Annotated in this window: 23 protein-coding genes and 1 pseudogene; 6 read left to right on the top strand and 18 right to left on the bottom strand. The window is 36.0% G+C overall.

The genetic code is table 11. From position 1 onward, the window contains the following. Position 1 precedes the first annotated feature (1 nt). The 7 genes from IGQ45_05780 to hisA all read right to left on the bottom strand — a co-directional run bounded on the left by IGQ45_05780 (position 2) and on the right by hisA (position 7957). Positions 2–1393, bottom strand: a complete 1392-nt coding sequence (locus IGQ45_05780) for a hypothetical protein (GenBank protein MBF2056731.1) — start codon at positions 1391–1393, stop codon at positions 2–4. A 97-nt stretch (positions 1394–1490) separates the two neighbouring features. Then, complete coding sequence (gene folE, locus IGQ45_05775; GenBank protein ID MBF2056730.1) at positions 1491–2213, bottom strand: GTP cyclohydrolase I FolE; 723 nt, start codon at positions 2211–2213, stop codon at positions 1491–1493. Positions 2214–2315: 102 nt separating this feature from the next. Then, positions 2316–3044: an SDR family oxidoreductase gene (locus IGQ45_05770; GenBank protein ID MBF2056729.1), complete on the bottom strand. Its 729-nt coding sequence runs from the start codon at positions 3042–3044 to the stop codon at positions 2316–2318. A gap of 350 nt (positions 3045–3394) precedes the next feature. After that, positions 3395–4348 (bottom strand): hydroxymethylbilane synthase, encoded by a 954-nt coding sequence (gene hemC, locus IGQ45_05765; protein MBF2056728.1) that lies wholly within the window; start codon positions 4346–4348, stop codon positions 3395–3397. A 197-nt stretch (positions 4349–4545) separates the two neighbouring features. Beyond that, positions 4546–5409: a universal stress protein gene (locus IGQ45_05760; protein ID MBF2056727.1), complete on the bottom strand. Its 864-nt coding sequence runs from the start codon at positions 5407–5409 to the stop codon at positions 4546–4548. 40 nt (positions 5410–5449) lie between these two features. Further along, the gene (locus IGQ45_05755) at positions 5450–6937 is read right to left on the bottom strand and encodes a SulP family inorganic anion transporter (GenBank protein ID MBF2056726.1); all 1488 of its coding nucleotides are present in this window, start codon (positions 6935–6937) and stop codon (positions 5450–5452) included. 255 nt (positions 6938–7192) lie between these two features. After that, positions 7193–7957, bottom strand: a complete 765-nt coding sequence (gene hisA / locus IGQ45_05750; protein ID MBF2056725.1) for a 1-(5-phosphoribosyl)-5-[(5-phosphoribosylamino)methylideneamino]imidazole-4-carboxamide isomerase — start codon at positions 7955–7957, stop codon at positions 7193–7195. Positions 7958–8093: 136 nt separating this feature from the next. Here hisA and IGQ45_05745 point away from each other — a divergent pair, with 136 nt between their 5' ends. After that, positions 8094–8390 (top strand): hypothetical protein, encoded by a 297-nt coding sequence (locus IGQ45_05745; protein MBF2056724.1) that lies wholly within the window; start codon positions 8094–8096, stop codon positions 8388–8390. A gap of 202 nt (positions 8391–8592) precedes the next feature. Here the strand turns inward: IGQ45_05745 and IGQ45_05740 are convergent. Next, positions 8593–8821 (bottom strand): annotated as a pseudogene (locus tag IGQ45_05740) (type II toxin-antitoxin system RelE/ParE family toxin). A 312-nt stretch (positions 8822–9133) separates the two neighbouring features. Beyond that, on the bottom strand, positions 9134–12259 hold the full coding sequence (locus IGQ45_05735; GenBank protein MBF2056723.1) for an EAL domain-containing protein: 3126 nt from the start codon (positions 12257–12259) through the stop codon (positions 9134–9136). 263 nt (positions 12260–12522) lie between these two features. On the opposite strand from IGQ45_05735, the gene IGQ45_05730 reads away from it, so the two are divergent. Continuing rightward, positions 12523–13527 (top strand): aspartate-semialdehyde dehydrogenase, encoded by a 1005-nt coding sequence (locus tag IGQ45_05730; GenBank protein MBF2056722.1) that lies wholly within the window; start codon positions 12523–12525, stop codon positions 13525–13527. 182 nt (positions 13528–13709) lie between these two features. Further along, positions 13710–14174, top strand: a complete 465-nt coding sequence (locus tag IGQ45_05725; protein MBF2056721.1) for a hypothetical protein — start codon at positions 13710–13712, stop codon at positions 14172–14174. Here the strand turns inward: IGQ45_05725 and IGQ45_05720 are convergent. From IGQ45_05720 to IGQ45_05700, 5 genes are all read right to left on the bottom strand, one after another. Next, positions 14118–15209, bottom strand: a complete 1092-nt coding sequence (locus tag IGQ45_05720) for a TIGR00303 family protein (protein ID MBF2056720.1) — start codon at positions 15207–15209, stop codon at positions 14118–14120. The genes IGQ45_05725 and IGQ45_05720 overlap by 57 nt on opposite strands. Before the next feature lie 20 nt (positions 15210–15229). Continuing rightward, positions 15230–15802 (bottom strand): Uma2 family endonuclease, encoded by a 573-nt coding sequence (locus IGQ45_05715; protein ID MBF2056719.1) that lies wholly within the window; start codon positions 15800–15802, stop codon positions 15230–15232. A 50-nt stretch (positions 15803–15852) separates the two neighbouring features. Beyond that, complete coding sequence (locus IGQ45_05710) at positions 15853–16425, bottom strand: Uma2 family endonuclease (GenBank protein MBF2056718.1); 573 nt, start codon at positions 16423–16425, stop codon at positions 15853–15855. Between the two features lie 352 nt (positions 16426–16777). Further along, positions 16778–17497 (bottom strand): ABC transporter ATP-binding protein, encoded by a 720-nt coding sequence (locus IGQ45_05705; protein MBF2056717.1) that lies wholly within the window; start codon positions 17495–17497, stop codon positions 16778–16780. Between the two features lie 122 nt (positions 17498–17619). Further along, complete coding sequence (locus IGQ45_05700; GenBank protein ID MBF2056716.1) at positions 17620–17844, bottom strand: ferredoxin family protein; 225 nt, start codon at positions 17842–17844, stop codon at positions 17620–17622. Between the two features lie 336 nt (positions 17845–18180). On the opposite strand from IGQ45_05700, the gene IGQ45_05695 reads away from it, so the two are divergent. Beyond that, positions 18181–18408 carry a ferredoxin-thioredoxin reductase variable chain gene (locus tag IGQ45_05695; GenBank protein MBF2056715.1) on the top strand — a complete coding sequence of 76 codons (228 nt, stop codon included), beginning with the start codon at positions 18181–18183 and terminating at the stop codon, positions 18406–18408. Positions 18409–18593: 185 nt separating this feature from the next. Here the strand turns inward: IGQ45_05695 and IGQ45_05690 are convergent, their stop codons facing one another. From IGQ45_05690 to ligA, 3 genes are all read right to left on the bottom strand, one after another. After that, on the bottom strand, positions 18594–19694 hold the full coding sequence (locus IGQ45_05690) for a HAMP domain-containing histidine kinase (GenBank protein MBF2056714.1): 1101 nt from the start codon (positions 19692–19694) through the stop codon (positions 18594–18596). A 159-nt stretch (positions 19695–19853) separates the two neighbouring features. Further along, the gene (locus IGQ45_05685) at positions 19854–20060 is read right to left on the bottom strand and encodes a glycogen debranching protein (protein MBF2056713.1); all 207 of its coding nucleotides are present in this window, start codon (positions 20058–20060) and stop codon (positions 19854–19856) included. Positions 20061–20193: 133 nt separating this feature from the next. Beyond that, positions 20194–22206: an NAD-dependent DNA ligase LigA gene (ligA, locus tag IGQ45_05680; GenBank protein ID MBF2056712.1), complete on the bottom strand. Its 2013-nt coding sequence runs from the start codon at positions 22204–22206 to the stop codon at positions 20194–20196. A 417-nt stretch (positions 22207–22623) separates the two neighbouring features. Between ligA and IGQ45_05675 the strand changes: the two genes are divergently transcribed. Together IGQ45_05675 and IGQ45_05670 are read left to right on the top strand one after the other, a co-directional pair. Beyond that, the gene (locus IGQ45_05675) at positions 22624–23310 is read left to right on the top strand and encodes a uracil-DNA glycosylase (protein MBF2056711.1); all 687 of its coding nucleotides are present in this window, start codon (positions 22624–22626) and stop codon (positions 23308–23310) included. Positions 23311–23769: 459 nt separating this feature from the next. After that, complete coding sequence (locus tag IGQ45_05670) at positions 23770–24531, top strand: HAMP domain-containing histidine kinase (protein MBF2056710.1); 762 nt, start codon at positions 23770–23772, stop codon at positions 24529–24531. Here IGQ45_05670 and IGQ45_05665 read toward each other — a convergent pair. Further along, a complete protein-coding gene (locus IGQ45_05665; GenBank protein MBF2056709.1) occupies positions 24491–24964 on the bottom strand; it encodes a GNAT family N-acetyltransferase in 474 nt (157 codons plus the stop codon). The genes IGQ45_05670 and IGQ45_05665 overlap by 41 nt on opposite strands. Between the last annotated feature and the right edge of the window lie 49 nt (positions 24965–25013).

Genomic DNA, 25013 nt, shown 5'->3' with positions numbered 1-25013 from the left:
ACTAACATAAACAAGCGGTTAAAACATCCATAGTTTGTCCAGAAACGCTATATACCAGCGCTTCTCGATAAAGACGATTGGCAGGGTGACATGACAAATTAGCGCCCCCCTTACTACTCATTACCGCTTTTTCTGCACATTCATAAGCTAATTTAATCGCTTTTACTCTGAGTTGCAATTTTTCATGATAACTTAATTCATGGTGGAGGGCGCTGAACATTTCTTCTTCTAAATTAACCACTTTTGCAGTTAATTTCTCATCATAATTAATCCCTAATTTTCGGCAATTTTCTTTAATCAATTTCATAGTTGCAAGAGTATTACCTAGGGCAAAAAAACCATGATGTAGAATATTTTGTTGATCTTGCTGATGAATATTATTAGGGGGTTTAATACTAACTAAATTCTCTTGAGGAATAAACCAGTTAACCATTTTTCCTGTCACTGTATTAGTGCTAGACAGCGCCCCTAACCTCATAATTTCACTAAAATTAAGACTACTATCACCATGATTATGAGACGAAAAAGGCGTAATTGCCTTCAATTCTGAGCCATCAGGTAAAGTTGCACCCACAATAAAATAATCAAAAAAATTATAACCAGTAATCCAACTAATATCCCCCGTTAATTGATACCCATTGTTAACAGGTTTTGCACTTAACATTACCTTATCTCTACGGCGCAAATGAGAAAAACCCACACCACATAATATCTTCCCTGAGATGGAGGGCGCTAAATACTTTTCCCTTAAATAATAATTATCACTATTGGCAATTTGGTGGAGGGCGCTTTGATGTTGAGTTTGTAAAAAACTTAGAGCCCCTGAATATTGACTTATCAAGGTTTGCCAACGATAAAAAGCAGTGTTACTAAACTCCAAACCTCCTAAATTTTTAGGTACTTTTAAATTAAACCAAAGTGGATTAATAGTTTTTATTTCATTAACAATATTAGCTAATAAATAGCTATCAAAATCAATAATTTCTGCTTGTGATTTAACTTTTTCTTCCAAAAAAATCTCTAATTCTTGTAAAACACTTTCTTCTTTACTATCGATAATAAAATAACTTTTATTAGTAACTGAAACTAGCTTAATGTTTGCTCGAAAACTACCTTTATCAATTCTTTTTTGTACTTGAATATCTTTAATTTTTTCTTGATTTAAACCAAAAATATCAATTAAACTATCCAGTACTTCGTAAATATCAGCGATTTCTTCTTCTATTTCTTGACTATTTTTAGATATTAATAACTCTTGCACTTCTTCTAAAAGTTTATCTTTTAGAGCTTGTTGATATTCATGATCGCTAAAATTATCTATATTATATTGAAGATTATTTTTACTTAAAATATCAGGTATTTTATCTCTAATTAATTTATTGTAAATCATCATAATCACCCCAAAAATTTCTATAAAAAAGGGCTGAATATTATTCAGCCCCTACAATCAAACGTATTTCGGGCTTCTAGCCCGAAGACAAAAGAAAAGATTACATAAAACGAGGTTGATGCTGAATCAAATTAAGAAACTCCTCACGAGTTTTAGTCTCATCCTGAAACACCCCAATCATAGCACTGGTAACAGTCCAAGAACCCGGTTTCTGCACCCCGCGCATAGACATACACATATGAGCGCCCTCCATCACCACAGCCACCCCTTGAGGGTCTAAAATAGTTTGTACCGCTTCAGCAATTTGACGAGTTAATCTTTCCTGCACCTGTAAACGACGAGAATACATCTCCACAATACGAGCTAACTTACTTAAACCCACAACCTTTTGATTAGGAATATAAGCCACATGGGCGCGCCCCATAAAAGGCAACATATGATGTTCACAAAGACTAAAAAAGTCAATATCTCGCACTAACACCATCTCGTTATGACCTTCATCAAAAATTGCCCCGTTAACAAGTTGTTCAAGGGATTGACTATAACCTTGAGTGAGAAACTGCATCGCTTCAGCTACCCTTTTAGGCGTTTTTAAAAGTCCTTCCCGTTGCGGATCCTCCCCGATCGATTCCAGCATCTTATATACTGAATCCATCATCTGCTGTTTATTTTCTTCCTTCGCTTCCTGAATTTTAGCTTCCTGCCCATTATGGGTATTACGATCTGGGCGACTACTAACATTATTAAAAACTTCAGTAGTGATAGATTGAGAAGTAAGAGGATTTTGTTGAGAAGGGTCAGAACCGTTGGCAAATACTGTCATAATAAAAGAAATAAAATTACTAAATATGTGAGTTAGGAAATATCAGCTACTTGAAAATAGTTGATATGTAGTCTCAAGGACTTAAAAATTAATCAAAGCAACCTAAAGCGCTCCCAAACTAGGAGTAACGGTTAGATTTTCTATTACTGCTGACTGAGGTAATAAAACCGCCTGTAATATTGTTTCTGCAACCATTTCAGCAGTTAACATAGCACTGCGGTTTAACTCCACTTTCACCGTGTCAGTATCCCAAATAGGAGTATCAACAGCGCCCGGTGAAATAGTAGTCACTCGGATACCGTTACCTCTTTCCTCCGCCGATAAACACTGACTGAGGGTAACTAAAGCAGATTTACTGACAGAATAAGCACCCCAGCCGGGGAAGGGATTACTTGCAGCGATCGAAGCTACATTAATAATTGTGCCTTGCTGTTGTTTTTTCATGGTAGGTAACACCCCCATGATACATTGAAATACACTGGTTAAATTGAGATTGATCACCTGTTGCCAATCTGCAAGAGTAGTTTCTTGCAGAAAATTGGTATAACCAATCCCAGCGTTATTGACGAGAATATCAACGCCTCCCCACTGAATAACAATATTTTCTACTTCTGCTTGAACTTTTGTAACCTCCTCTAAGTCCAAAGCATGGGTTTTGACTTGTACTCCATAATCACTGACTATTTGAGCAACTTCCGCTAGTTTACTGCTAGAACGTGCAATCAAACTAACATTTATTCCTGCTTGAGCGAATTTTATGGCGGTGGCTTTACCGATTCCGCTACTTGCCCCGGTAATTATAGCGTGTTTCTGACTGGGGGAATTTTCCATAATAACGTTTATTTTTGGTCAATTTAAGGAATTTTTTGCTAATTTTTTTAGTCTCCAATTCCCTCACAGGATGTCAACACCCTGAATATTTCATGAAGTTTTGTAACAAAATTCACTTTTTTGATTATAACTTACTTTGACAAGAGATTGAGTAAAAGAACAAAGTGAAAAAGGCAAAGGCTAAAAAAGGGCAAAGTTAAAAGGGCAAAGGGCAAAGGTTAAAAGAGCAACTTATGAAAAATGATTATTACGGCAAAGTCTTTAATTTATAAGCATTTCTCCTGACTCCTCCCCTCACCACTCCACTTTTTCAGCAAAGCCTACTTATCACTCCCCCCTGTCCAAAAATTCTAACTCCTTGCCGAAGCGATAATAGCTTGAAGAATATCACCAGCGCCCTTCGCCTTCAATCTTTCCGCTAATTGCTTACCAATATCTTCCGCTTGATCTCTTTCACCAACAACAGTTTCTCTTAGTAAAGTTTGACCATCAAGACTAGCAACCATACCAACCAAAGTTAATTGATTATCCGTAATAGAAGTATTTACACCGATAGGCACTTGACAACCGCCCTCTAAAGTCCTGAGAAAAGAACGCTCTGCTAAAGTACAATCAAGGGTATCCTTATCTTCGATCACTTTGACCAAATCTAACACAGTATTATCACCGATACGACATTCAATGCCCAGCGCCCCTTGCCCTACCGCATGAAGGGAAATCTCACTAGGAATAACTTGATGAACTCGATCAGCCATATCCAAACGCTCTAAACCAGCCACAGCCAGAATAATCCCATCGTATTCCCCAGCATCTAACTTCGCTAAACGAGTATTAACATTACCGCGCACATCCTTAAAAGTTAAATGGGGGAAATGGTGGCGTAATTGTGCCAAACGGCGTAAAGAAGAAGTACCTATCACCGCACCATCGGCAAGGGTGTCTAACTGTTTATTAAGGTGCTTTTCATTAACAACTAAAGCATCAGCAGGATTAACCCGTTTAGTAACGCAACCTAGCATTAAGCCATCAGGTAAATTAGTAGGTAAATCTTTGAGGGAATGCACCGCAAAATCAACCTCATTATTGATCATGCCTACTTCTAATTCTTTGGTAAATAAACCCTTATCGCCGATTTTTGCCAAAGCTACATCAAGAATTTTATCCCCTTGGGTACTCATTTTTTCCACTTCAAAATCCACATCGGGGAAATGACTTTCTAACTCTTTTTTGACCCAATAAGTTTGTACTAATGCTAAATTACTTTTACGAGTACCAATAACGATGGTACGAGCTTGATCATTCATATAAATATTTTTTATAATAAGTTTTTACAACTCGATCTAGGGTATCAGAAAAGGAGTAACGTGAGTTCTCTCAGCAATCTTAGTTTCTTAAGGAAATGCCCAAAATCTGCAAATATTGATTCTTCCCAAAAAGCGTACAGCTTAGATTCGTTCAGGGTTGGAGAATTTCCAACACTGATGATTATTTTTAGCTGAAATTATCTAAAAACAAAAGTGGCAATATCAGTAGCACGAAGGATTTGAGCGGTAACACTGCCGATCACTAATTGACGGATACGACTATGACCATAAGCGCCCATCAATAACATACTAATATCATGCTCGGCGATATATTGAGCAATGGCATCTTCGGGATGTCCTTCTTTTAAGACAGCAATAGGGTTAAAACCAGCTTTGGTGGCTAATTCTTTTCCTTCCGCAAAACTTGCCTTGGCATTTTGATCGTGATTATTCTGAGCCACAGTAATCAAGTGTAGCTCCAAATCTTGAAAAATAGGAAAAGATGCCATGAAACTAATTAATTTTTGACAACTAGCACCGCCGTCATAAGCTAATAGTAAACTTTCTACAGGCTTAAATTCACGGGGAATAACGCAACAAGGTTTATGGCTACTACGCAAAATTCTTTCTACATTTGCACCTAAATGATTAGATGCAAACTGAGCGTTATCTCCTCTTTTCCCTAAGATAATTAAATCATTCTCCGTCTCAAACTCATGCAACACATCCACAAGAAAACCTGTTTTATTAATCAAACTGATATTAGTAATATCTTCCTGATGAAGGAAGTTTGCGGCTGCTTGTAAAATTAATTTAGATTTTTCGTGGTTTAAATGTGCTTTTTGGTGTTCTATCTCTACTAATTTCTCTAATAACTTTTGAGAAGTACCCAGATTAAGAGTACCGCTAAAATTATTAGTAGAGACAACTTGCTGAGAACGGATATCCGTCACAGATAACACATTCAGTTTACTATCTAATTTTTTAGCAAACCAAGCACCATAACGATAAATATTTTCAGCAAAATCTGAACCATCCGTACATAATAAGATACTTTTCATAATTAGTAATTTTCTCATAATTAGTAATTTTCTTGCTTACTCAGTGACCTGCCATTTTTTCTAGAGCATCGGGATCGTTATGAATTGCTAGCCTGTTTAATAGGGTAGCACTAGCTTCATTCAGACCAATCAAACTCACCTCAGCTCCATGGCGACGGAACTTGAGAACAACTTTATCAATGGCTGTGATAGCGGCTTGATCCCATAAGTGAGCATTGGTTAAGTCAATGATAACCAGTTCAAAAACTTCTTCAAAATCAAATGATTCTAAAAATTCATCAATGGCAATGAAAAATAGCTGACCAGAGATGCTGTAGGTACATTTTTGTTTGGTTTCATCCACATATTTGTCAACAAATACCAGTTGAGCAATATTTCTTGAGAAAAATACTGTACTTAGAACAATACCGATAATTACACCAATAGCCAGATTGTGGGATAAGATGGTAACAATTACGGTGGTAATCATCACCATCGTTTCACTACGAGGCACTTTTTTCATATTTTTAACAGAGGGCCAATTGAATGTACCGATAGCCACCATCATCATCACCGCCACTAGAGATGCCATGGGGATTTGTCGCACCCATTCTCCTAAGAAGAGGATAAACCCGAGCAGAAATACGCCAGAAACACAGGAGGATAATCTCGTGCGCCCTCCAGACTGGATATTAATTACGGATTGACCTAACATGGCACATCCTCCCATACCACCGAAAAACCCTGCAATAATATTGGCAAGACCTTGTCCTGTTGATTCTCTATTTTTGTCACTGGGGGAATCGGTTAATTCATCGAGGATTGACGCCGTCAATAAAGATTCTAGTAACCCCACAATAGCCATAGTGAGGGAGAAAGGAAAAATAATTTGTAGAGTTTCAAAATTGAGAGGTGCTTCGGGGAAATGGAAAACGGGTAAGGAAGTGGGTAATTTGCCCATGTCTCCCACCGTAGGCACGTCAAGATTGAAGATGATAGACACAGCCGTTAATGAAATAATAGCGACGAGGGGCGCTGGGACGATGGTAGTCAATCGGGGTAAAATGTACATGATTGCTAATCCCACTGCCGTGATTACATATACAGTAAGGGAAGCATTATTTAACTGTGGCAGTTGTGCGAGAAAGATCAAGATGGCTAAGGCGTTAACAAAACCAATAATCACAGCTCTAGGGATGTATTTCATTTGCTTCCCTAATTTGCACATGCCAAAGATAATTTGGAAAATTCCCATGAGAATAGTTGCCCAAAACAAATATTCGACACCGTGATCTTTTACTAAGTGGACAACCAAAAGAGCGATAGCACCGGTTGCTCCAGAAATTAAAGCTGTTCTTCCTCCAAATACGGCGGTTACTATAGCGATCAAAAAAGAAGCATAGAGACCGGATTGGGGATCAAGTCCAGCAATGAGAGAAAAGGCAATAGCTTCGGGAATAAGTGCTAAGGCTACCACTGCCCCTGCTAAAATATCATTTTGAATATTGGAAAGCCATTCTCTTTTTAAGGTGGTTGGGTTGATAAACATTTTTTCAGATTTTATTTAATTAGTGTATCAATCATCTTGATTGATATTTTTCGAGGAATGTCTGGGATGGTGATGACACATTAATAGAAAATAACTGAATAACTGGCATTGAATCAAGGTTAAGACCACAAAAGGATTAATTTTTGCTTAATCGACAATTATGGCAGTTTAATCACATACTTGCTGTTTTTAAGCCCTTTTCAGAAAAAACCTATCATATTCATAGTCAAATAGTCAAATTTTTTCCTGTCAAAATTAGACTAAGCGGGAGTTAGGAGGAGGCACATCTTGCCAGCGCCCGTCACCCAATGCTTTAACAGCTTCTGTGAGGTCAACTTTCCCCGTGTAAATAGCTTTACCCACAATAGCGCCCGTCACCCCCAAAGGTTCAAGGGTTAATAAACTCAATAAATCCGTAAGAGAACTAACCCCCCCAGAAGCGATAATGGGAATATCGGTAACTTGTGCCAACTCGCGCAAAGCCTCTAAATTAGGACCTACTAACGTGCCATCTCGATGAATGTCAGTGTAAATAATGGCGGCGGCGAGGGGTGAAATAGTTTGGGCAAGGGCGCCCGCCTCCACTTCTGAAGTTTCTAGCCATCCTTTGGTGGCTACCTTGCCATTGCGCGCATCAATACCGATGGCGATACGATGGGGAAAGGCTTCACATAATTCCTGCACTAATTCCGGGTTTTCTACCGCCACTGTGCCAACAATCGCCCTTTCTACCCCTAAATCAAATAAACGCTCCACCGAAGGGCGCTGGCGTAATCCCCCTCCTACTTGCACGGGAATTGATAAATGCTTGACAATTTGCTCAATAACTGATAAGTTTACCGTCTTTCCTTCTTTTGCTCCATCCAAATCCACAAGGTGAAGGCGAGGGGCGCCTTGGGCTTCCCACTTTTGGGCAACAGCCAAAGGGTTTTCATCAAATACTTGGGATTGGGCATAATCTCCCTGATACAAACGCACACAGCGCCCATCTAATAAATCTATTGCCGGTATTACTTCCATAACTTCATCATTAAGCCATATTTGCCAAGTCGCTATTATATCACCTGAGTTCCAGATAAAATTATCGATCGAAAATTTGGCGAGTTCAGCATTAACAGAAGGCTCAGTTGTTGGTGCTGTCATTGGTACGAAACTATTGAGTAAGGTTGCTGTCAAGGCAAGTAGTAAAGTCGCTGTAAAAAGTGGTACTTCCATTGTTTTATCAACCACTGCTAAATTGGCTGATCCTTTATTCGCTATTGGTTTTTTGGTATGGGATGTTTGGGATTATAGCAAAATGGTAGAAAAATCTCGTCCCACTTTAAGAAAAAATATTTTCGATTATTTAACAGAGTTAAAAAATTATACTTTGGATGATTCAACTGTTGGAATTGTACCCGCATTAGAAGAAATTGAAGCTCAAATAATTAAGAAATTGCCTTCTTATTCTTAATCTTTTTCAGAGATTTTATCGAATTTTTTTGATAATCTTTAAGATTAATCTTTATCAAGAATAATTATTAAAGCAAATTTTAGCTAAATTAGAAAGTCTTGAAAAAGAGCAAATAAATTTAAGAAAAGATTTAAAATAATTAAGATTTAAGTAACGGTGGAGGGCGCCCTCCACCCCAACCAAATATTATCAGAAAATGAGATTAAGGAAAAATTCGATAAATTTCTCGACGATGGGCAACTCTTTCAGAAACAATAATCTTATCCTTTTTATCAATGGTTAAACCAATACGATAATTACCTTCTCTAATCAGTATAACCCTTCATTTTTTCAATATAACCCAACACAAAAGGATTATCACATTCTAACTCTTGAAAAATAACTGTGGGGGCTACAAAGTAGGAGAGGATGAGAAAATCAGAAATAGACATGACACTACTTTTTTAGTAAACTCCAAACATGGAATTTAATTAGGGTCTGCCGAATAAATCGAAACCCTTGTCAAATAAAGGTTCAAAGTCTATTCTACATAACAAAAAGTGTCATAAATTGATTTTTTTCTTTAAAAATACTCTATTTTTTCTATCCGAATCAAAAATAATTGATACAAATGAGCAATTTATGAAAAATAACTATTTGGCTAAAGTCTTTAATTTATAAGTATTTCACCTGAAACCTGAAACCCGAAGCCTGACACCTCCCCTCACCATTGCACTTTTTCAGCAACATCTAATTACTCAAGACTAATTCAAAAAACGCTCAATATCTTTAACATTCATCGGTTTAGCAAATAAATAACCCTGCCCTAATTGACAGCCTAATTCTTGCAATTTTTCTAGCTGAGATTCCGTTTCGATACCTTCAGCAACTACTTCTAAATTCAAATCTTGAGCTAAACTAAAAATTGCTTCCACAATTCGAGCCTTAATAAAATTATGTTCAATATCAGAAGTAAAAGATTGGTCTAATTTTAAGCCATGAATAGGCAGTTTATGAAGATAACTTAAGCTAGAATAACCGGTGCCGAAATCATCAATCCATAACTTTAAATTACGGTCAATCAGCGCCCTCAACCGTTGCAAAGCAGAGCTATCATGTAAAATAGGAGAACTTTCCGTTATTTCTAGTTTAATATAAGCTGGATTAACCTTAGTTTCCTTAATTATTAAGTCAATTTGCTCTAAGAAATTATCAGCATTAAACTCTTGAGAAGATAAATTAACACTGATAAAAAATAGCTGATCAGGAAACTTATTAAGCCATTTCACCCACTGTAAACAAGCCTGTTTAAACATCCATAAACCGATGGGAATAATTAACCCAGTTTGTTCAGCAAGAGGAATAAAACTAGCTGGAGAAATGATCCCTTTTATCGGGTGTTGCCATCGAATTAAAGTTTCAAAACCATGAACTTTTTGATCAAAAAGATTAATTATTGGTTGATGAAAAGGGACGAATTCTTCTAAAACAATCGCCTGACGTAAATCATTTTCTAATTGTAATTCTGCTAAGGCTTCATTGTGCATTTCTGCTCGAAAAATCTGATAATAGCTGTTTCGACTAGATTTAGCACGATACAAAGCAGTATCAGCATATTGAATAATTTGAGCAGGAGTAACACTTTTTAAATCTTGATCACTTAAATTACTACTAAAAAATATGCCAATACTAATACCACAAAAAAGACGATGTTTTTCAATTAAAAAAGGTGGTTTAAAAACATCATTAATCTTTTCAGCTATTTTTATTAACTGTTTAATATTATTGACTTGATAACACAAAATAGTAAACTCATCACCGCCTAAACGTGCCACCACATGAGTATTTCCCAGCGCCTTCCGCAATCTTTTAGCAACTTCCACGAGGAGTAAATCCCCAATATGATGACCTAAACTATCATTAACCATTTTAAAACGATCACAGTCTAAAAATAGTAACCCAAATTCATATTTTCCTCGTTCATATTTTTTGATTTTATATAAACAATCAGTTAGTTTTTGTAAAAAGAAACTACGATTAGGCAAATTAGTTAAATAATCATAAAATGCTTGACGTTGTAACTTTTCCTGTGCTTCCTTATACTTAGTAATTTCTTCTACCGTGCCTTCGTAATAAAGTAAATTACCATTAATATCTCGTATGGCGCGCGCATTTTCCGAAATCCAAATGACTTTACCATCTCGACGATAAACTTGAGATTCAAAATTAGTAATTACATCATTTTTTTCCAAAGCCTCCATAAATTCTTGACGACGTTGGGGATTAACGTATAAACAATTTTCAATATCGTTTAAACTAGCCTTTAATTGAGTTGGATTATCATACCCATACATTTTGGCTAAAGCCTGATTAGCATTGAGATAATAACCATTAGTAGTAGTTTGAAAAATTCCCTCGATGGCATTGTCAAAAATACTGCCATACTTATTTTCCGCCTCTAATAGCGCCCTCTCCATGTATTTCAGACTGCTAATATCAGTAATAAACCCCTCAATACCCAAAACATTATTATCTTCATCGTAAACCCCTTCCCCTTTTTCCCAAATCCATTTTTCTTGATTATCTTTAGTAAAAATTCGATACTCAATGGTATAAGGTTTCTGGTGATTTATAGCATATTGGATAGTAGTAATCACCCGTTGCAAATCGAGGGGATGGGTAATTTGAGCTAAATTGATATTGTCATTTTTAATTAATTCATAGGGTTGGTATCCCGTTAATTTATCACAGGTATCGCTTATATAATCTTCTCTCCACTGTCTATTATAACTAATACGAAAAAACACTCCTGAAGTAGATTTAATTAAGCTGTTAAGCTGTCTTTGACTTTCTTGTAAATCTAACTCAATTTGTTTATGACGAAAAATATTACCTAATTGATGGGCAACTATTTCTACTAAAGAAAACAGGTTAGCATCAACAATGATTCTTTGGCGCAGAAAAAATACCAAAATGGCAACTATTTCATCATTAGCAACAATAGGCACAGCAAAAGCAGATTTGAGACGACAATTTTCTGCCATCTGACGGCGAGAGAATAAAGGATTCTTGTCAATATCATTCATCCATTCAATTTGTTTTGACTGCCATACTCTCCCGGGTAAACTGCTACCTTTTTTAAAACTTACAGCATGGCTTTTTTCTTGAAATTCTTGTAACGAGACATGATGAGGTGATAATTTATTTTTGTGAGGAGGAAACCATCCGATGGAATAATTCAGGCAGTCACCCCACAAATTAGGCAACCATGCTTCCCCAAAATCCCATCCAGTTAACTGACATACTTGTTCGATAGTATAGAGTAGCGCTGATTCAAAGTCAGGGGCGCTGGAAATAGCTTGAGACAGATTCAGTAACAGGGTTTTTTCCTGTTCAATTTTCTTTTTGTCACTAATATCAATAACAATGCCTTCTAAGTAACTTATTTCTCCATTATGGTCATAAATTGCCTCTCCTTGTTCACTCATCCAGCGCACTTCACCGTTACGATGAATGATGCGGTATTCTACATTATAAGAAGAACGTAAATCAACCGCTTTTTGTACTTCCTGCCATACTTGCAGTCGATCATCAGGATGAATAAGATTATTAAAGAAAATAGGCTCATCATCAATAAATTCTTGCACCGTATAACCTGTAATTATTTCACAACCACGACTGATATATTCCATGTGCCATTGAGGAGTATTGCGACAACGGTAAAAAATGCAAGATAAATTATCTAACCAAGACAAACTTTGAGTTAAATTTTCCGTTAATTCCCTTGTAGAATGAGGTAAAGATTCCATAAATAGGCGCTGATGAAAAAGTGGTGTCGTGAGAATAATGGAAAATTGACAATGGACAATTACACTGTATGTAATTGGCATTTGATGAAATTTGTTGTCGTGGGAAGAGATTTTAGGAAAATTTACAAGCTCCTACTCAGTGAGAAAGAACTTTACAGTTATTGTAACCTGAAATATTTAGTCAAATTATACAAAAAACTACAAAATTGATACTAAAAATAAATACAGAATTTTGTCAATGAGGTGAAGGGCGCTGATAATTCTGAAAAATAGACATGATAGGGCATCATAACTATAATATTATTTAAATTAACACAGTTTTTTATTTATCGGAGGAAAAATATTTGTCTAAATCAATGCGAGTGGCAATTTTAGGGGCGACGGGCGCTGTGGGTGCAGAACTAATTAACCTTTTAGATGAGCGCACCTTCCCTCTCAGTGACTTAAAATTATTGGCTTCTCCTCGCTCGGCTGGAAAAACTCTTTCTTTTCAAAACCAAGATTTAACCATTGAAGCGGTGAAAGAAGATTCTTTTAATAATGTTGATATTGTCTTGGCTTCTGCTGGAGGCTCAACTTCAAAAAAATGGGCGGATACTATCGTCAAAGCTGGGGCAGTGATGATCGATAATTCTAGCGCCTTCCGCATGAATCCCAATGTCCCTCTTGTGGTACCAGAAATTAATCCTGAAGCGTTACTAAGTCATCAAGGTATTATTGCTAATCCTAATTGTACTACTATTCTGATGGGAGTCGCTATTTATCCTCTCCATCAAAGACAAGCCATTAAAAGAATTATTGTTTCTACTTATCAATCCGCTTCCGGTGCGGGCGCTATGGCAATGGAAGAAGTGAAAAACCAAGCCCAAGCTATTCTTAACGGCGAAAATCCTCAAGCGGAAATTTTACCCTATCCTCTCGCCTTTAATTTATTTCCCCATAACTCTCCTATCCTCGATAATCACTACTGTGAGGAAGAAATGAAAATGGTTAATGAAACTCGTAAGATTTTCTCCACACCTCACATGAATATTAGCGCCACCTGTGTGCGTGTACCAGTGTTGAGGGCGCACTCTGAATCTATTAATTTAGAATTTGAGCAACCCTTTGCGGTAGAAGAAGCCAAACAAATTATTTCTCAAGCCTCTGGAGTGAAATTAGTGGAGGATTGGCAACAAAATTATTTCCCTATGCCCATAGATGCCACAGGAAAAGATGATGTCTTGGTGGGGAGAATCCGTCAAGATATTTCTCACCCAAATTGTTTAGAATTATGGCTTTGTGGCGATCAAATTCGCAAGGGTGCGGCTTTAAATGCCGTGCAAATTGCTGAATTACTGATGAATTAACACTACCTCCCCTTCTTCCCTTTCCAAAACAAATCCATTTTGATAACTACTTTAAAACAACCCTGCCAAAAAAAGGGGAATTATTAAAATAATCAGGAATAGTTGAGGGGCGCGGGATAAATGATCTTAGTATGAAGATAATTAACAATATTTATCAGAATTAAGGTCAAAATAATTAAATTATGGAAATAAAACGACAAGAAATATGGGAACTTACTCATAAGATAGATCGACTTTATGTTATCGTCAAACAACTAGGTAATCGCATAGGTTGGGAAGGGATAGAAGACTTATCCTTTAACATAAAAACCTCATCAGAAAATTTTGAACTGGTGAATGATTTTACTGCTAGACAGCAAGATTTAGCCATTAATTCATTATCACAAATAGAAGATAAAGTAACAAATTCTAAACAGTCTAAAAAAGGAAAAAAACATCAAGATATTTTAGAAGAAGAAGAACATAAAAAAAGACAAAACTCTCATCTTACCTGTGACGAAAATAGTATATCCTGTGAGGATCAAGTGCAAAGACTCACAGCCCAACTTACAGCTGCCTATCATCGTATCGCATCTTTAGAAGATCAGCTATTAGCTAATCGTACTATGGGAGAAACGAGAAATAATACCCTCCACGGCAATCATTAACTCAGATGAGGATAACTGCAATAAATGAGATGCCAGCGCACTTCCCCCAGCGCCCACCCCTTCTTTGACAAAACCTCGCTCATAGGCTTGTAAACTAGGATAGATGGAATTACTAAAATTCAACTGAGTGGCACAAAGGGGGATGTCTGCCACCATTTGTGCTAAAGCAACCGTATTACCAGTGGTATCTTCAGCTACCCAACGAGTCGTAGCCACAATGATATTATCAAAGTTAGCGCCCGTCACCCCATCCCTAACCAGTCTCTGCATTAAAGCTAATACCGCTAACATTTGTGTGCCACCTGCCAACATTACCCCTTGATAACCACTAGCGGAAAGCGCCATCCCTGCCACAAAAATTTGCATAGGATCACCCACCGCTCCGACTATGTCCAAAGCCGTAGCAGAAGATGGCAAATTGGCTCGTTGCAACCCCTCTTGGACAATTTTTTCCTTTTGACTGTGATTACATACAGGATGGCTACTATTGACCATACCGTTAATGCCCAGCGCCCTCAACACTCCCAGCGCCGTAGTTGTACCCCCCACCACACATTCACTTAAAATTAAATAACTATTAGGGTTTTCCTGCGCTAATTTTTCACCCCACATCAAGCCTTGTTGATATAAATGTTTAACCTGAGTCAAAGTCATGGCGTTGCCTGTGGAGAGACAGCGCGCTGGTTTTCCCTGCAAATCAATCACCGGCACAGAAGGAGTGACAGGCAATCCGGCATTAAAAATATAGACTGGTAATTGTAAAGTTTCCACCACCGCACGGGTGATAAAAGTGGGTGAAATGCCTTCAGACAAGGGTGGTAAAGGATAACGGGGGAGGGCGCTGACACCATTAACCAAAAATTCTGCATCGGCTACGGCGGTATAACGGCGAGATGACCCAGTGGCGCCCGCCGCCGAAATGCCATCAATTAAAGCTGTTTCAGTGAATCCTAGGGTGCAAGTGAAAATAGGGCGACAGCCATCATAACGGTTAAGCCATTTTTCCCCTTGCTCAAACCCATGATAGATTTTTATATCTTTATGAATCAAAATAACTACCAAATAAATTGTAAATCTAAAGTAAAATCTGGCAAAATATCTCCCCCTGAAATATTTTTTGGTTGCTGTAAAATTTCTTTACTTTTATCTTGATAATAAACCTCTATTTCTTTATTTTGACGGTTAATTAACCAACCTAATTGAGTGCCATTTTCTATATATTCTATCATCTTATTTTGAGTCTCTTTGAGATTATCACTAGGGGATAATAATTCAATCACAAAATCAGGAGCAAAAGGTAAAAATTTTTGTTGTTGAGAAGGAGTCAAACTCTGCCATTTTTCTAATCTTAGCCAAGAAGCATCGGGAGAGCGGTGGGCGCTGTTAGGTAATTTAAAACCAGTGGAAGAATCAAAAGCAATACCCCTTTGATTATTTCTACTCCATTTTTGTAGTTGATAAGCAATTTCAATGTTGCGATTGCCTGTTTCTCCTCCTGTAGGTGGCATGATAATTAAATCTCTTCGGGCGCTAAGTTCAAATTTTAAATCACGGTTTTTTTGGCATAACTGAAAAAACTGCTCATCACTACAACTAATTCCTTGAATATCAATGGTTAAATTTGTCATATTTTTTAGGACATTTTGCCGCTACTTTTATTCATTATAATAAACTACCATCACCAAATAAATTGTAAATCTAAGGTGAAGTCTGGCAAAATATCTCCCCCTGAAATTGCTTTAGGTTGCTGTAAAATTTCTTTACTTTTATCTTGATAATAAACTTCTATTTCTTTATCTTTACGGTTGATTAACCAACCTAATTGAGTGCCATTTTCTATGTATTCTATCATCTTATTTTGAGTCTCTTTGAGATTATCACTAGGGGATAATAATTCAATCACAAAATCAGGAGCAAAAGGTAAAAATTTTTGTTGTTGAGAAGGAGTCAAACTCTGCCATTTTTCTAATCTTAGCCAAGAAGCATCGGGAGAGCGGTGGGCGCTGTTAGGTAATTTAAAACCAGTGGAAGAATCAAAAGCAATACCCCTTTGATTATTTCTACTCCATTTTTGTAGTTGATAAGCAATTTCAATGTTGCGATTGCCTGTTTCTCCTCCTGTAGGTGGCATGATAATTAAATCTCTTCGGGCGCTAAGTTCAAATTTCAAATCACGGTTTTTTTGGCATAACTCAAAAAACTGCTCATCACTGAGACTAATTGCTTGAATATCAATGGTTAAATTTGTCATATTTTTTAGGACATTTTACCTTTATTTAATGATACTACTTTTTATATAATTAGGGTCTGCTAAATAAATCAAAAATGTTTATTCATAAGGGTTAATATCAAGTTCACTTGACCACTTACAAATTAGTAATATCAATATCTTAGTTCAATTTATTGAACGACATACTATTGGTTCCGTGTAATTCATTACACGGTGGGTAAATGACGAAGATATAATCTTTTGTAATAGACTATCCGAACATGATATAAAGCAGATTACGAAATTACACATACTACACAGGCATAGTAAAACCTCATAATTGTCAATTATCCATTGTCAATTTGTCCTCACGACATTAGTTTTTCAGCAACCCTTATTTATGAACCACACCGAGATATAATTCACCTACGAGAGGATTATTTAATAAATCAGCGCCCCTCCCCGTGATAGCATCCTTACCACTTTCTAACACATAGCCTCGATGAGCCATCATCAAAGCCTTTTTCGCATTTTGTTCCACCAAAATAATTGCCTTTCCTGTGGCATTAATTGCTTGGATTTGCTCAAACACACTATTCACTAAAATAGGAGAAAGCGCCGCCGAAGGCTCATCCAATACTAACAAATCAGGGTCTAACATCAATGCCTTACCCATAGCTAACATTTGCCTTTCACCCCCCGACAAAGTACCAGCTTTCTGCTTTGCTCTTTCCTTTAACTTCGGAAACATAGTATAAATTAACTCTTTTTGCCTATGACAAGAGCCAGACAAAATATAAGCGCCCATCTCCAAATTTTCAGCCACCGTCAAAGAAGCGAAAACATTAGCAATTTGAGGCACATAACACATTCCACGCCTAACAATTTCATTAGGTTTTAAGCCATTGATTTTTTCACCCTTAAAAATGATTTCCCCTTCATTAGGTGCTAATAAACCAAAAATAGTTTTAGCGAGAGTGGATTTACCTGCGCCATTCGGTCCAATTACCGTAACTAATTCTCCGCCCTCAACACAAAAATTAATACCTTGTAGTATGTTTAAATCTTTGATATATCCAGCGTAAACATTATTTACTTCCAGCAACTTACTCATAAGGGTTTGGTGAAATTAACTATAATTGGTAATTATCTTGTAAAACTTTAATTGTCCATTGTCCATTATCAATTGTCAATTTGCCTTCATGAGTTCACTTTTTCGGTAAACCCTAATTAAGATTAGGACATTTTTTGTAACTCTGGACGCTCCTCGGGTAATATAGCGCCCTCCACCGGACAAACCTGTAAACAAATGCCACAATCAATACAAGTATCAAAATCAATCCAATACCAATCGGTACCTTTAATATTTTTGCTTTCTCCCTCGTGAATACAAGCAACAGGACAAGCCGACACGCAATCCGCTACACCTTCACAAACATCTGTCACAATAGAATGGGGCATGATTTTATTTCCTCAATTTTGCTGATCTCAGTTTTTTATAATGCTGAAAAAATTAGCTTAATATATCTTAACCCGTTTTGTCATTATCGCAGATTGACAAGTTTAAAACTCTATCTTTTCAGACGTAAGCAAATTTAATGGTAGTCCAAGCTATCTTTTAATTTACCTTTGCCCCTTGCCCTTTTAACAACAATCATAATTAGCCTAAAAGTTGGCAGAAATGACGAAATATGAGAATATAATGAGGTTGTCTTTTTTGAGAAAAAAACCGATTACTCCTGAAGGGAGACTAACTAACTATATTTTATTGAATCTATTATTAATCTTATCTAAACTATGAAAGTTGGCGATCAAGTTAAAGTAACCGCATCTGTAATTGTCTATCATCACCCCGAATACAAAAAAACTGCTTTTGACATAAAAGGCATGGAAGGAGAATTAATCGAGATTGTCACCAATTGGCAAGGGCGCCCGGTGAGCGCAAATTTACCTTATCTGGTTAAATTTAACAAAAAATTCAAAGCTCATTTTCGAGAAGACGAAATAAGTCCTGTTTCTGCTTGATGAAAAAAGATGCTCCTAGAGGTTTTTAATTACTAACAAACCAATTAATAGCAAAAATATCCCTTTCTCCCTTGCTTCCTCTGCTTCCTCTGCAAAACAAATCAATTTTGTACCTGACTTTGAAAATGCCCTGCTTTCTCCCCTGCCAAAATTTAGATTTTTGGTTCGAGTTTACAAATCTCCTGCTATTTGAGGGGAATAGAAAAACGAAAAGTTGTACCGTGATGTAGTTTACTTGCAACCTCAATTTTTCCCCCCTGTAACTCCACCAAGCGCAAGGTAATCGCTAAACCAATGCCACTACCTCCAGAATAACTGCAACGGGAACGATCAGCGCGCCAAAACCGCTCAAAAATGTGAGGTAAATCTTCCTCACTAATACCTATACCCGTATCAGCCACCGTAATCCATAAAAATTTCCCCCTCACAGCAGTAGAAATGGTAATAAAACCAGATTCAGTATAGCGAATAGCATTACCTAACAGATTAACTAAAATTTGCTCCGTGCGATCACTATCCCCCATCACCAGAGGTAATGAAGCAGGATAATCTAACTTTAATTCTGGACCATCTTCCAATAATTGATCTCGAAATCGTCTCACTAGAGACTCTAACAAAGGTAAAACGTGAAAAGGTTTCACATTAATGGAAAGATAACCAGCTTCGGCTTTTGATAATTCTTGTAAATCACGGGTAAGGTTTTCTAATCTCCTCGTTTCCCTCACTAGGTTAAGGAAGAGGGGCGCTGAAGGCTCAATATCTCCCGATGCCAACTCTTCTAAATATCCCCTCACCACCGTTAAAGGGGTGCGTAATTCGTGGGTTAAATCGCTCACTAAATCCCTTCGTCTCGCTTCCACATCTTCCAGACTACTTGCCATGCGATTAAAACTGATACTTAACTGATTTAATTCAGCGATTTCGCTTTCCGGCATTCTTTCTTCCCAATGCCCTTTCGCAAAATTTTGAGTAATATTTTTCATTTGCATTAGAGGTTTCATTATTCTCTTACTCAAATAAAAACTAAGCATTCCAGCCATGCCACTACCGATAATTAATGACCAAGTAGCGCTACGATTCCACGCCGTTTCAAATCCTTCTATTAAATAAGTTTTAGCAGACCTAACCGTAATAAATCCTTTTTGTTCTAATTGTTCTAATCTTAAAACAAAAAATTGCGGTGAAGAAAATTTGGCAATTACAAAAAATGTACTCAAACCCACGACCATTACTGCCAGATGAGATAAAAATAACTTTGTACCTAAGCTGGTGGGTTTTTTTCCCATAAATAAATTATGTTGATGTATTTATTACAAAACTTGTGTTGGGTTTCGTTACCTCTACCCAACCGATAACTTTAGCTTAATTTTCAGGGGTTAACAGGAATTTTATCCCACAAGTTTTACTATTTGTTGGGTTTCGTTGCCTCAACCCAACCTACTGCTTTAACTTAATTTTAAAGCGTTAACAGGCACTTCATCCCAGCTACTAACACTTCTTAATACTGCTTTCCAACCTTGTTTCTGTTGCTCTGTAGTTAATTTTTGTTGCCAATCCTCATGACATTCTAAGGCGGCTTTTTCGTCACAACCAGCAATACAGGCTTGAATAATGCCACAACTGTCAATTTGTTCGTTAACCCAAATAGTCATATTCTATCCTTAGTAATTAATAGCTTCCTACTTTCATTGTAAGAATTTAGGGAGTTTTTTAACTTCATGTTAACAAAATTTAGGAATTGGTAATGAACAATTATTGATTTTACAGCATTTTAACTTTTGCTTTTCATTTTTCAATTAAATCTAATAATTGTTGTTGCTCAATAATTTTAATACCTAATTCTTGAGCTTTAGTTAATTTCGATCCTGCTTTTTCTCCTGCTAGTAAATAATCAGTTTTTTTACTAATCGCATTAGTCACTTTACCTCCTGCCTGTTCAATTAATTGTTTGGCTTCTTCTCTACTTAAACTTGGCAAAGTTCCTGTAATTACAAAAGTTTTTCCCTCTAAAATTAAACTACTTTCTCTATTACTAATAACTATTTCTTCTGTACTAAACTTTAAACCTAATATTTTTAAATCAGCAATTAAAGATTGATTAGAATTAACTGTAAACCATTCCAGCACTGAATTAGCGATTTCCTGTCCAATGCCATATACTGATTCTAACTGAGCATATTCCGCCGTTGCTAAATTATCAATATTTTGGAAATTTGTAGCTAAAATTTGAGCATTAACAGCGCCCACATACCTAATTCCTAAACCATATAAAACTCGCCAAAATGGTTGTTTTTTACTATTTTCAATCGCTTCTATTAAATTAGTAGCTGATTTTTCGCCCATTCTCTCTAAAGAAATGAGATCAGATACTTGTAAACGGTACAAATCAGCAATAGATTTTAATAACTTATATTCCATCAAAAGAGCGACAATTTTTTCGCCCAAACCACTAATATCCAGCGCCCCTCGCCCCCCCCAATGAATCAGGCTACCACGCAAAATAGCAGGGCAGGAATTATTAACACAACGGGTGACAGCTTCTCCTTCAGGGCGCACTAATTCCGAATTGCATTCAGGGCAATGACTAGGAAAATGATAGGGTTGAGCGTTTTCGGGTCGTAATTCGGGTATCACTCGCACCACTTCGGGGATAATTTCTCCAGCCTTGCGAATAATCACAGTATCACCCACCCTAACATCCAATTCTGACAGAAAAGACTGATTATGTAAAGTAGCTCTTTGCACCATAGTTCCTCCCACATTGACAGGTTTCATGATTGCCATGGGGGTAACAGCGCCCGTGCGCCCCACATTGACGGTAATTTGTTCTACGGTTGTGGGTACTTCATGGGCTGGATATTTATAAGCTATGGCCCAACGGGGAAATTTTTGGGTAAAACCTAATTGATTTTGTAATGATAAATCATTAATTTTAATGACTACTCCATCGGTTAAATAAGGTAGTTTTTGACGCTCATCTCCCCACTTTTCACAGTAATTAATAACACTATTTAAATTATCACAAACTTGATGATTTTGATTGACTAAAAAACCTATTTGTGATAAATAATCTAAGGCTTCTTTTTGACTATTAATGATTAGATCATTTTCGGGAATGTAAAGATTATAGGCGAAAAATTGTAGGCGACGGGCGCTGACAATTTGAGGGTCTAATTGTCTTAATGTTCCAGCCGTAGCATTACGAGGATTAGCAAATAAACTCTCATTATTTTCTGCTCTTAATTGGTTAATTCTGATAAATTCATCTAGTGGTAAAAAAGCCTCCCCTCTCACTTCTAAAATGCTTGGGTGAGGGGCGCTGTGTAGTTTTAATGGTATAGTTTTGATGGTTCTAATATTATGGGTAATATCTTCTCCTATTTTGCCGTCTCCTCTGGTTAAACCTCTTACTAATACACCATTTTCATAAGTAAGGGCAAGGGCGCTACCATCAATTTTTAACTCACAAATATAATCAAAGTTAACTACTTCTGTTAATAATTTTTGGCATCTTTTTTGCCAATCTTCCAACTCTTGAAAATTAAAGGCATTATCTAAACTATAAAGAGGTATATTATGAGAAACTGAAGGAAATTGACTGGATAATTTATCTCCTACTCTTTGAGTGGGGCTATCTGGAGTTATTAATTCAGGATATTCATTTTCTATAGATAATAACTCTCGATAAAGTTGATCATAAATACTATCTTCCATGATAGGATGATCTAACACATAATAAGCATAACTTGCTTTTTGTAATTGGTCTTTTAGTTTATCTACTTTTTCTTGATAATTCATTCTATAGCAGTCCTAAATTATTTTCTATTATAGTTATTTCGATTCAGATTGAGACAAATTTCAAAATTTTTACGTTGGAAATTGCCCAGTATTTGATATTTTGCGATTATTATTAATAGTACGAAAACTTGTCATTGTCATTTTAAATGACTATCTCTCATAGAGATTAAATATTATTCTACCCTTACAGAGATTGAGATCATAAAAAATAAATTTTTCTTGACTTTTTTTCTCTTTTTTGTCAATGTAGAACTTATAAAGAATATATTACTAATGCCTTTATATCAGACTAAAAGTAAATAGTTTTTTATTATTTAGACAATATCATAAATATCAATTTTTTGTAAAAAAAATTATAAATAAACAATAAATTTAAGATAATAATTTTCAATCCAACATAATTAACTATTCAAGAAAATGGTAAATATAACTTTAGAAGAATTAATCCAAGACATCGAAAAAGAAGCAAAAAGGGAAGAATTTCCTCTCGATTTAGCTATATATCAATCAGCGAAAAAAGAAGCCACAAAACCTATTTTATATTATGGTAATCTAAAAAGTAATATTTGCTTTTTCGGTCGAGATTTAGGCAGAGATGAAGTTATGGCTGGTCAACCGTTAATCGGTCAAGCTGGTACATTAGTTCGCCAAGTATTTTATCAGGCTATCCACCGAGAAAAAACTAATGAGCAATCTAAATTAAATACCATTGCAGAAAGAGCAATTTTAACGAATACAGTGCCTTATAAACCACCTGAAAACAAAGCCTATTCGGTAAAAGTTAAAAAAAGATTTCGCCCTTTTATTGAACAATTTTTAACCATTCATTGGCAGGGAAATCAAATTATTACTTTAGGCACAGAAGCCTTCAAATGGTATCAAAACTATAGCGATAAAGAAACTTTTAATAATTTTTGGAGTAATGCCGATCAACGTTATCATCAAAGTATTGAGGTGAACCTAATTGCCACTGATAAAGTGGGCAAATCCTACCAAAAAAAAGTTACCATTTATCCTCTTCCCCATCCTTCGCCCCTCAACCAACGTTATTACAATCTTTTTCCTGCCATGCTACAAGCTCGTTTATCTCAATTAGCTTTTTAGTTTGGTAAGATGAAGGAAACAAAACAAAGGTTAAAATATTCAGTATCATTATTGATTCACTATCTAAAGTTCAAAAATGTACTAACACTTTTTCGCAGGAGAGAAGATGTATTTTAAGTCTTTTCATATCTAAAATTAGCAAGGCCTATTTTCTCTCTATTTTCCTTTTCTATGTTCCCGTTTTTTATTCTTTTCCACATTTAGTATAAACTACAGTTAGTAAGCCAAAGTCTTTGATATATAACAATTTTAACCTTTGCCCTACACCTAACGATTGCATTTTCTCAGCAGACTTGATTTGGAATCGCTATATATGTGTTTTTTTTAAATAAAAATTGATTGATGATTCAAGAAAATTGTTTAGTTTTAGAACTTTAGGATTATAATTTACCCAAAACTATACTTTTTTAATAAAAAGTTTAAATTCTCTGTTTCTAATATATTAATAAATCGAAAGTTATGAGTGACACTGAGTTAAAACAAGAGTTGAAAGCAACAAAAATAGCCTATCAAAATGCCGTACAAAATGCTAACTTTCATGCTGGTTTTTTAGGTAGAGTAGCGCACGAAATAAGAGCGCCCCTCGGCAGTTTAATGAGCTTACATCAGTTAATACTTAATGATTTGTGCGAAAATCCTCAAGAAGAAAAAGAGTTTATCAAAAATGCTTATGACTATGCTAAAAAACTACTTAATTTGATGGATCAAGTCATCGAAGTATCTAAACTTAATGTAGGTAAATTATCTTTAGATTTAAAAATTATTAGAAGTAAAGAGTTTCTGGCTTCTTTAATAAGAATAATGGAAATTCAAGCCTTTAATGGTAACATCAATCTAGTTTTAGATCAAAATATGATTGATTGTTTTCTTTATGTTGATCAAGAAAAACTACTGCAAGGATTCTGTTATTTACTAGAGGTAGTTATCGCTCATTTTGAGTTAGCTACTATTCTTTTAAGTGCTGAAAGTCAAGATCAAAACACTACTATTAAATTATCATTACCCTATGATGAATATATTTTTAGTGAGTCAATTAATTTTAGTGAATTGCCTTTGACAGAAATAGAGAAACTTAATCAAAATCCTGAATTATCTGCAGGACTGAAAATGAGTTTAGCTTCTACTTTAATAGAAGTAATGGGGGGAAAAATTACTATTCAAAATATTATCCCCATTTCAACTACTTTAGAGGTATCGTTTCCAAACTTTGAGACTCGGTAAATAAATCTTCGGTATGAAGATAATTATTTTGTAATACCATTGTAGTAGTTTGGTTTTCGATAAAACCGATTTTACGATAGAAATTTTGTTGATGGGTAGTAGTTAAATAGACTCTTTCCACACGGTTAACTAAAGGATGACTAATAATAGTTTCTACTAATTTGCGCCCCAAGCCAAAGCCTTGATATTCTGGATCGATAACAACATCCCAAATGGTAGCACGATAAATCCCATCGGAAGTGGCACGGGCGCTACCGATTAGCTTTTGGTTATCCCACACCGAGACAATGGGATTACTGTGGGTAATGGCAATGCGTAAATCTTCTAAACAACGATTTTCTGCCCAAAAAGCGGTTTTATGATATAAAGCAAGTAATTGCAATAAATCGATTCTTTCTTTTTCTGTGGAAAATTCAATATGGCTAAAATTCATCTTGTTAACTCTCTAACAGACTGAAGCTGTCATAGATATTTTTAAATAA

Source organism: Cyanobacterium sp. T60_A2020_053, from assembly GCA_015272165.1.
Lineage (GTDB): Bacteria > Cyanobacteriota > Cyanobacteriia > Cyanobacteriales > Cyanobacteriaceae > Cyanobacterium.
This window is presented reverse-complemented; position numbering and strand designations above follow the sequence as displayed.

Bases quoted from the DNA above. Each gene is read 5' to 3' on its own strand.
- hemC (MBF2056728.1), bottom strand. From the start codon at position 4,348: ATGAATGATCAAGCTCGTACCATCGTTATTGGTACTCGTAAAAGTAAT.
- IGQ45_05710 (MBF2056718.1), bottom strand. From the start codon at position 16,425: ATGACAAATTTAACCATTGATATTCAAGCAATTAGTCTCAGTGATGAG.
- IGQ45_05760 (MBF2056727.1), bottom strand. From the start codon at position 5,409: ATGAAAAGTATCTTATTATGTACGGATGGTTCAGATTTTGCTGAAAAT.
- ligA (MBF2056712.1), bottom strand. From the start codon at position 22,206: ATGAATTATCAAGAAAAAGTAGATAAACTAAAAGACCAATTACAAAAA.
- IGQ45_05780 (MBF2056731.1), bottom strand. From the start codon at position 1,393: ATGATGATTTACAATAAATTAATTAGAGATAAAATACCTGATATTTTA.
- IGQ45_05725 (MBF2056721.1), top strand. From the start codon at position 13,710: ATGGAAATAAAACGACAAGAAATATGGGAACTTACTCATAAGATAGAT.
- IGQ45_05770 (MBF2056729.1), bottom strand. From the start codon at position 3,044: ATGGAAAATTCCCCCAGTCAGAAACACGCTATAATTACCGGGGCAAGT.
- IGQ45_05715 (MBF2056719.1), bottom strand. From the start codon at position 15,802: ATGACAAATTTAACCATTGATATTCAAGGAATTAGTTGTAGTGATGAG.
- hisA (MBF2056725.1), bottom strand. From the start codon at position 7,957: ATGGAAGTAATACCGGCAATAGATTTATTAGATGGGCGCTGTGTGCGT.
- IGQ45_05705 (MBF2056717.1), bottom strand. From the start codon at position 17,497: ATGAGTAAGTTGCTGGAAGTAAATAATGTTTACGCTGGATATATCAAA.
- IGQ45_05690 (MBF2056714.1), bottom strand. From the start codon at position 19,694: ATGGGAAAAAAACCCACCAGCTTAGGTACAAAGTTATTTTTATCTCAT.
- IGQ45_05755 (MBF2056726.1), bottom strand. From the start codon at position 6,937: ATGTTTATCAACCCAACCACCTTAAAAAGAGAATGGCTTTCCAATATT.
- IGQ45_05695 (MBF2056715.1), top strand. From the start codon at position 18,181: ATGAAAGTTGGCGATCAAGTTAAAGTAACCGCATCTGTAATTGTCTAT.
- IGQ45_05685 (MBF2056713.1), bottom strand. From the start codon at position 20,060: ATGACTATTTGGGTTAACGAACAAATTGACAGTTGTGGCATTATTCAA.
- IGQ45_05675 (MBF2056711.1), top strand. From the start codon at position 22,624: ATGGTAAATATAACTTTAGAAGAATTAATCCAAGACATCGAAAAAGAA.
- folE (MBF2056730.1), bottom strand. From the start codon at position 2,213: ATGACAGTATTTGCCAACGGTTCTGACCCTTCTCAACAAAATCCTCTT.
- IGQ45_05735 (MBF2056723.1), bottom strand. From the start codon at position 12,259: ATGCCAATTACATACAGTGTAATTGTCCATTGTCAATTTTCCATTATT.
- IGQ45_05700 (MBF2056716.1), bottom strand. From the start codon at position 17,844: ATGCCCCATTCTATTGTGACAGATGTTTGTGAAGGTGTAGCGGATTGC.
- IGQ45_05665 (MBF2056709.1), bottom strand. From the start codon at position 24,964: ATGAATTTTAGCCATATTGAATTTTCCACAGAAAAAGAAAGAATCGAT.
- IGQ45_05670 (MBF2056710.1), top strand. From the start codon at position 23,770: ATGAGTGACACTGAGTTAAAACAAGAGTTGAAAGCAACAAAAATAGCC.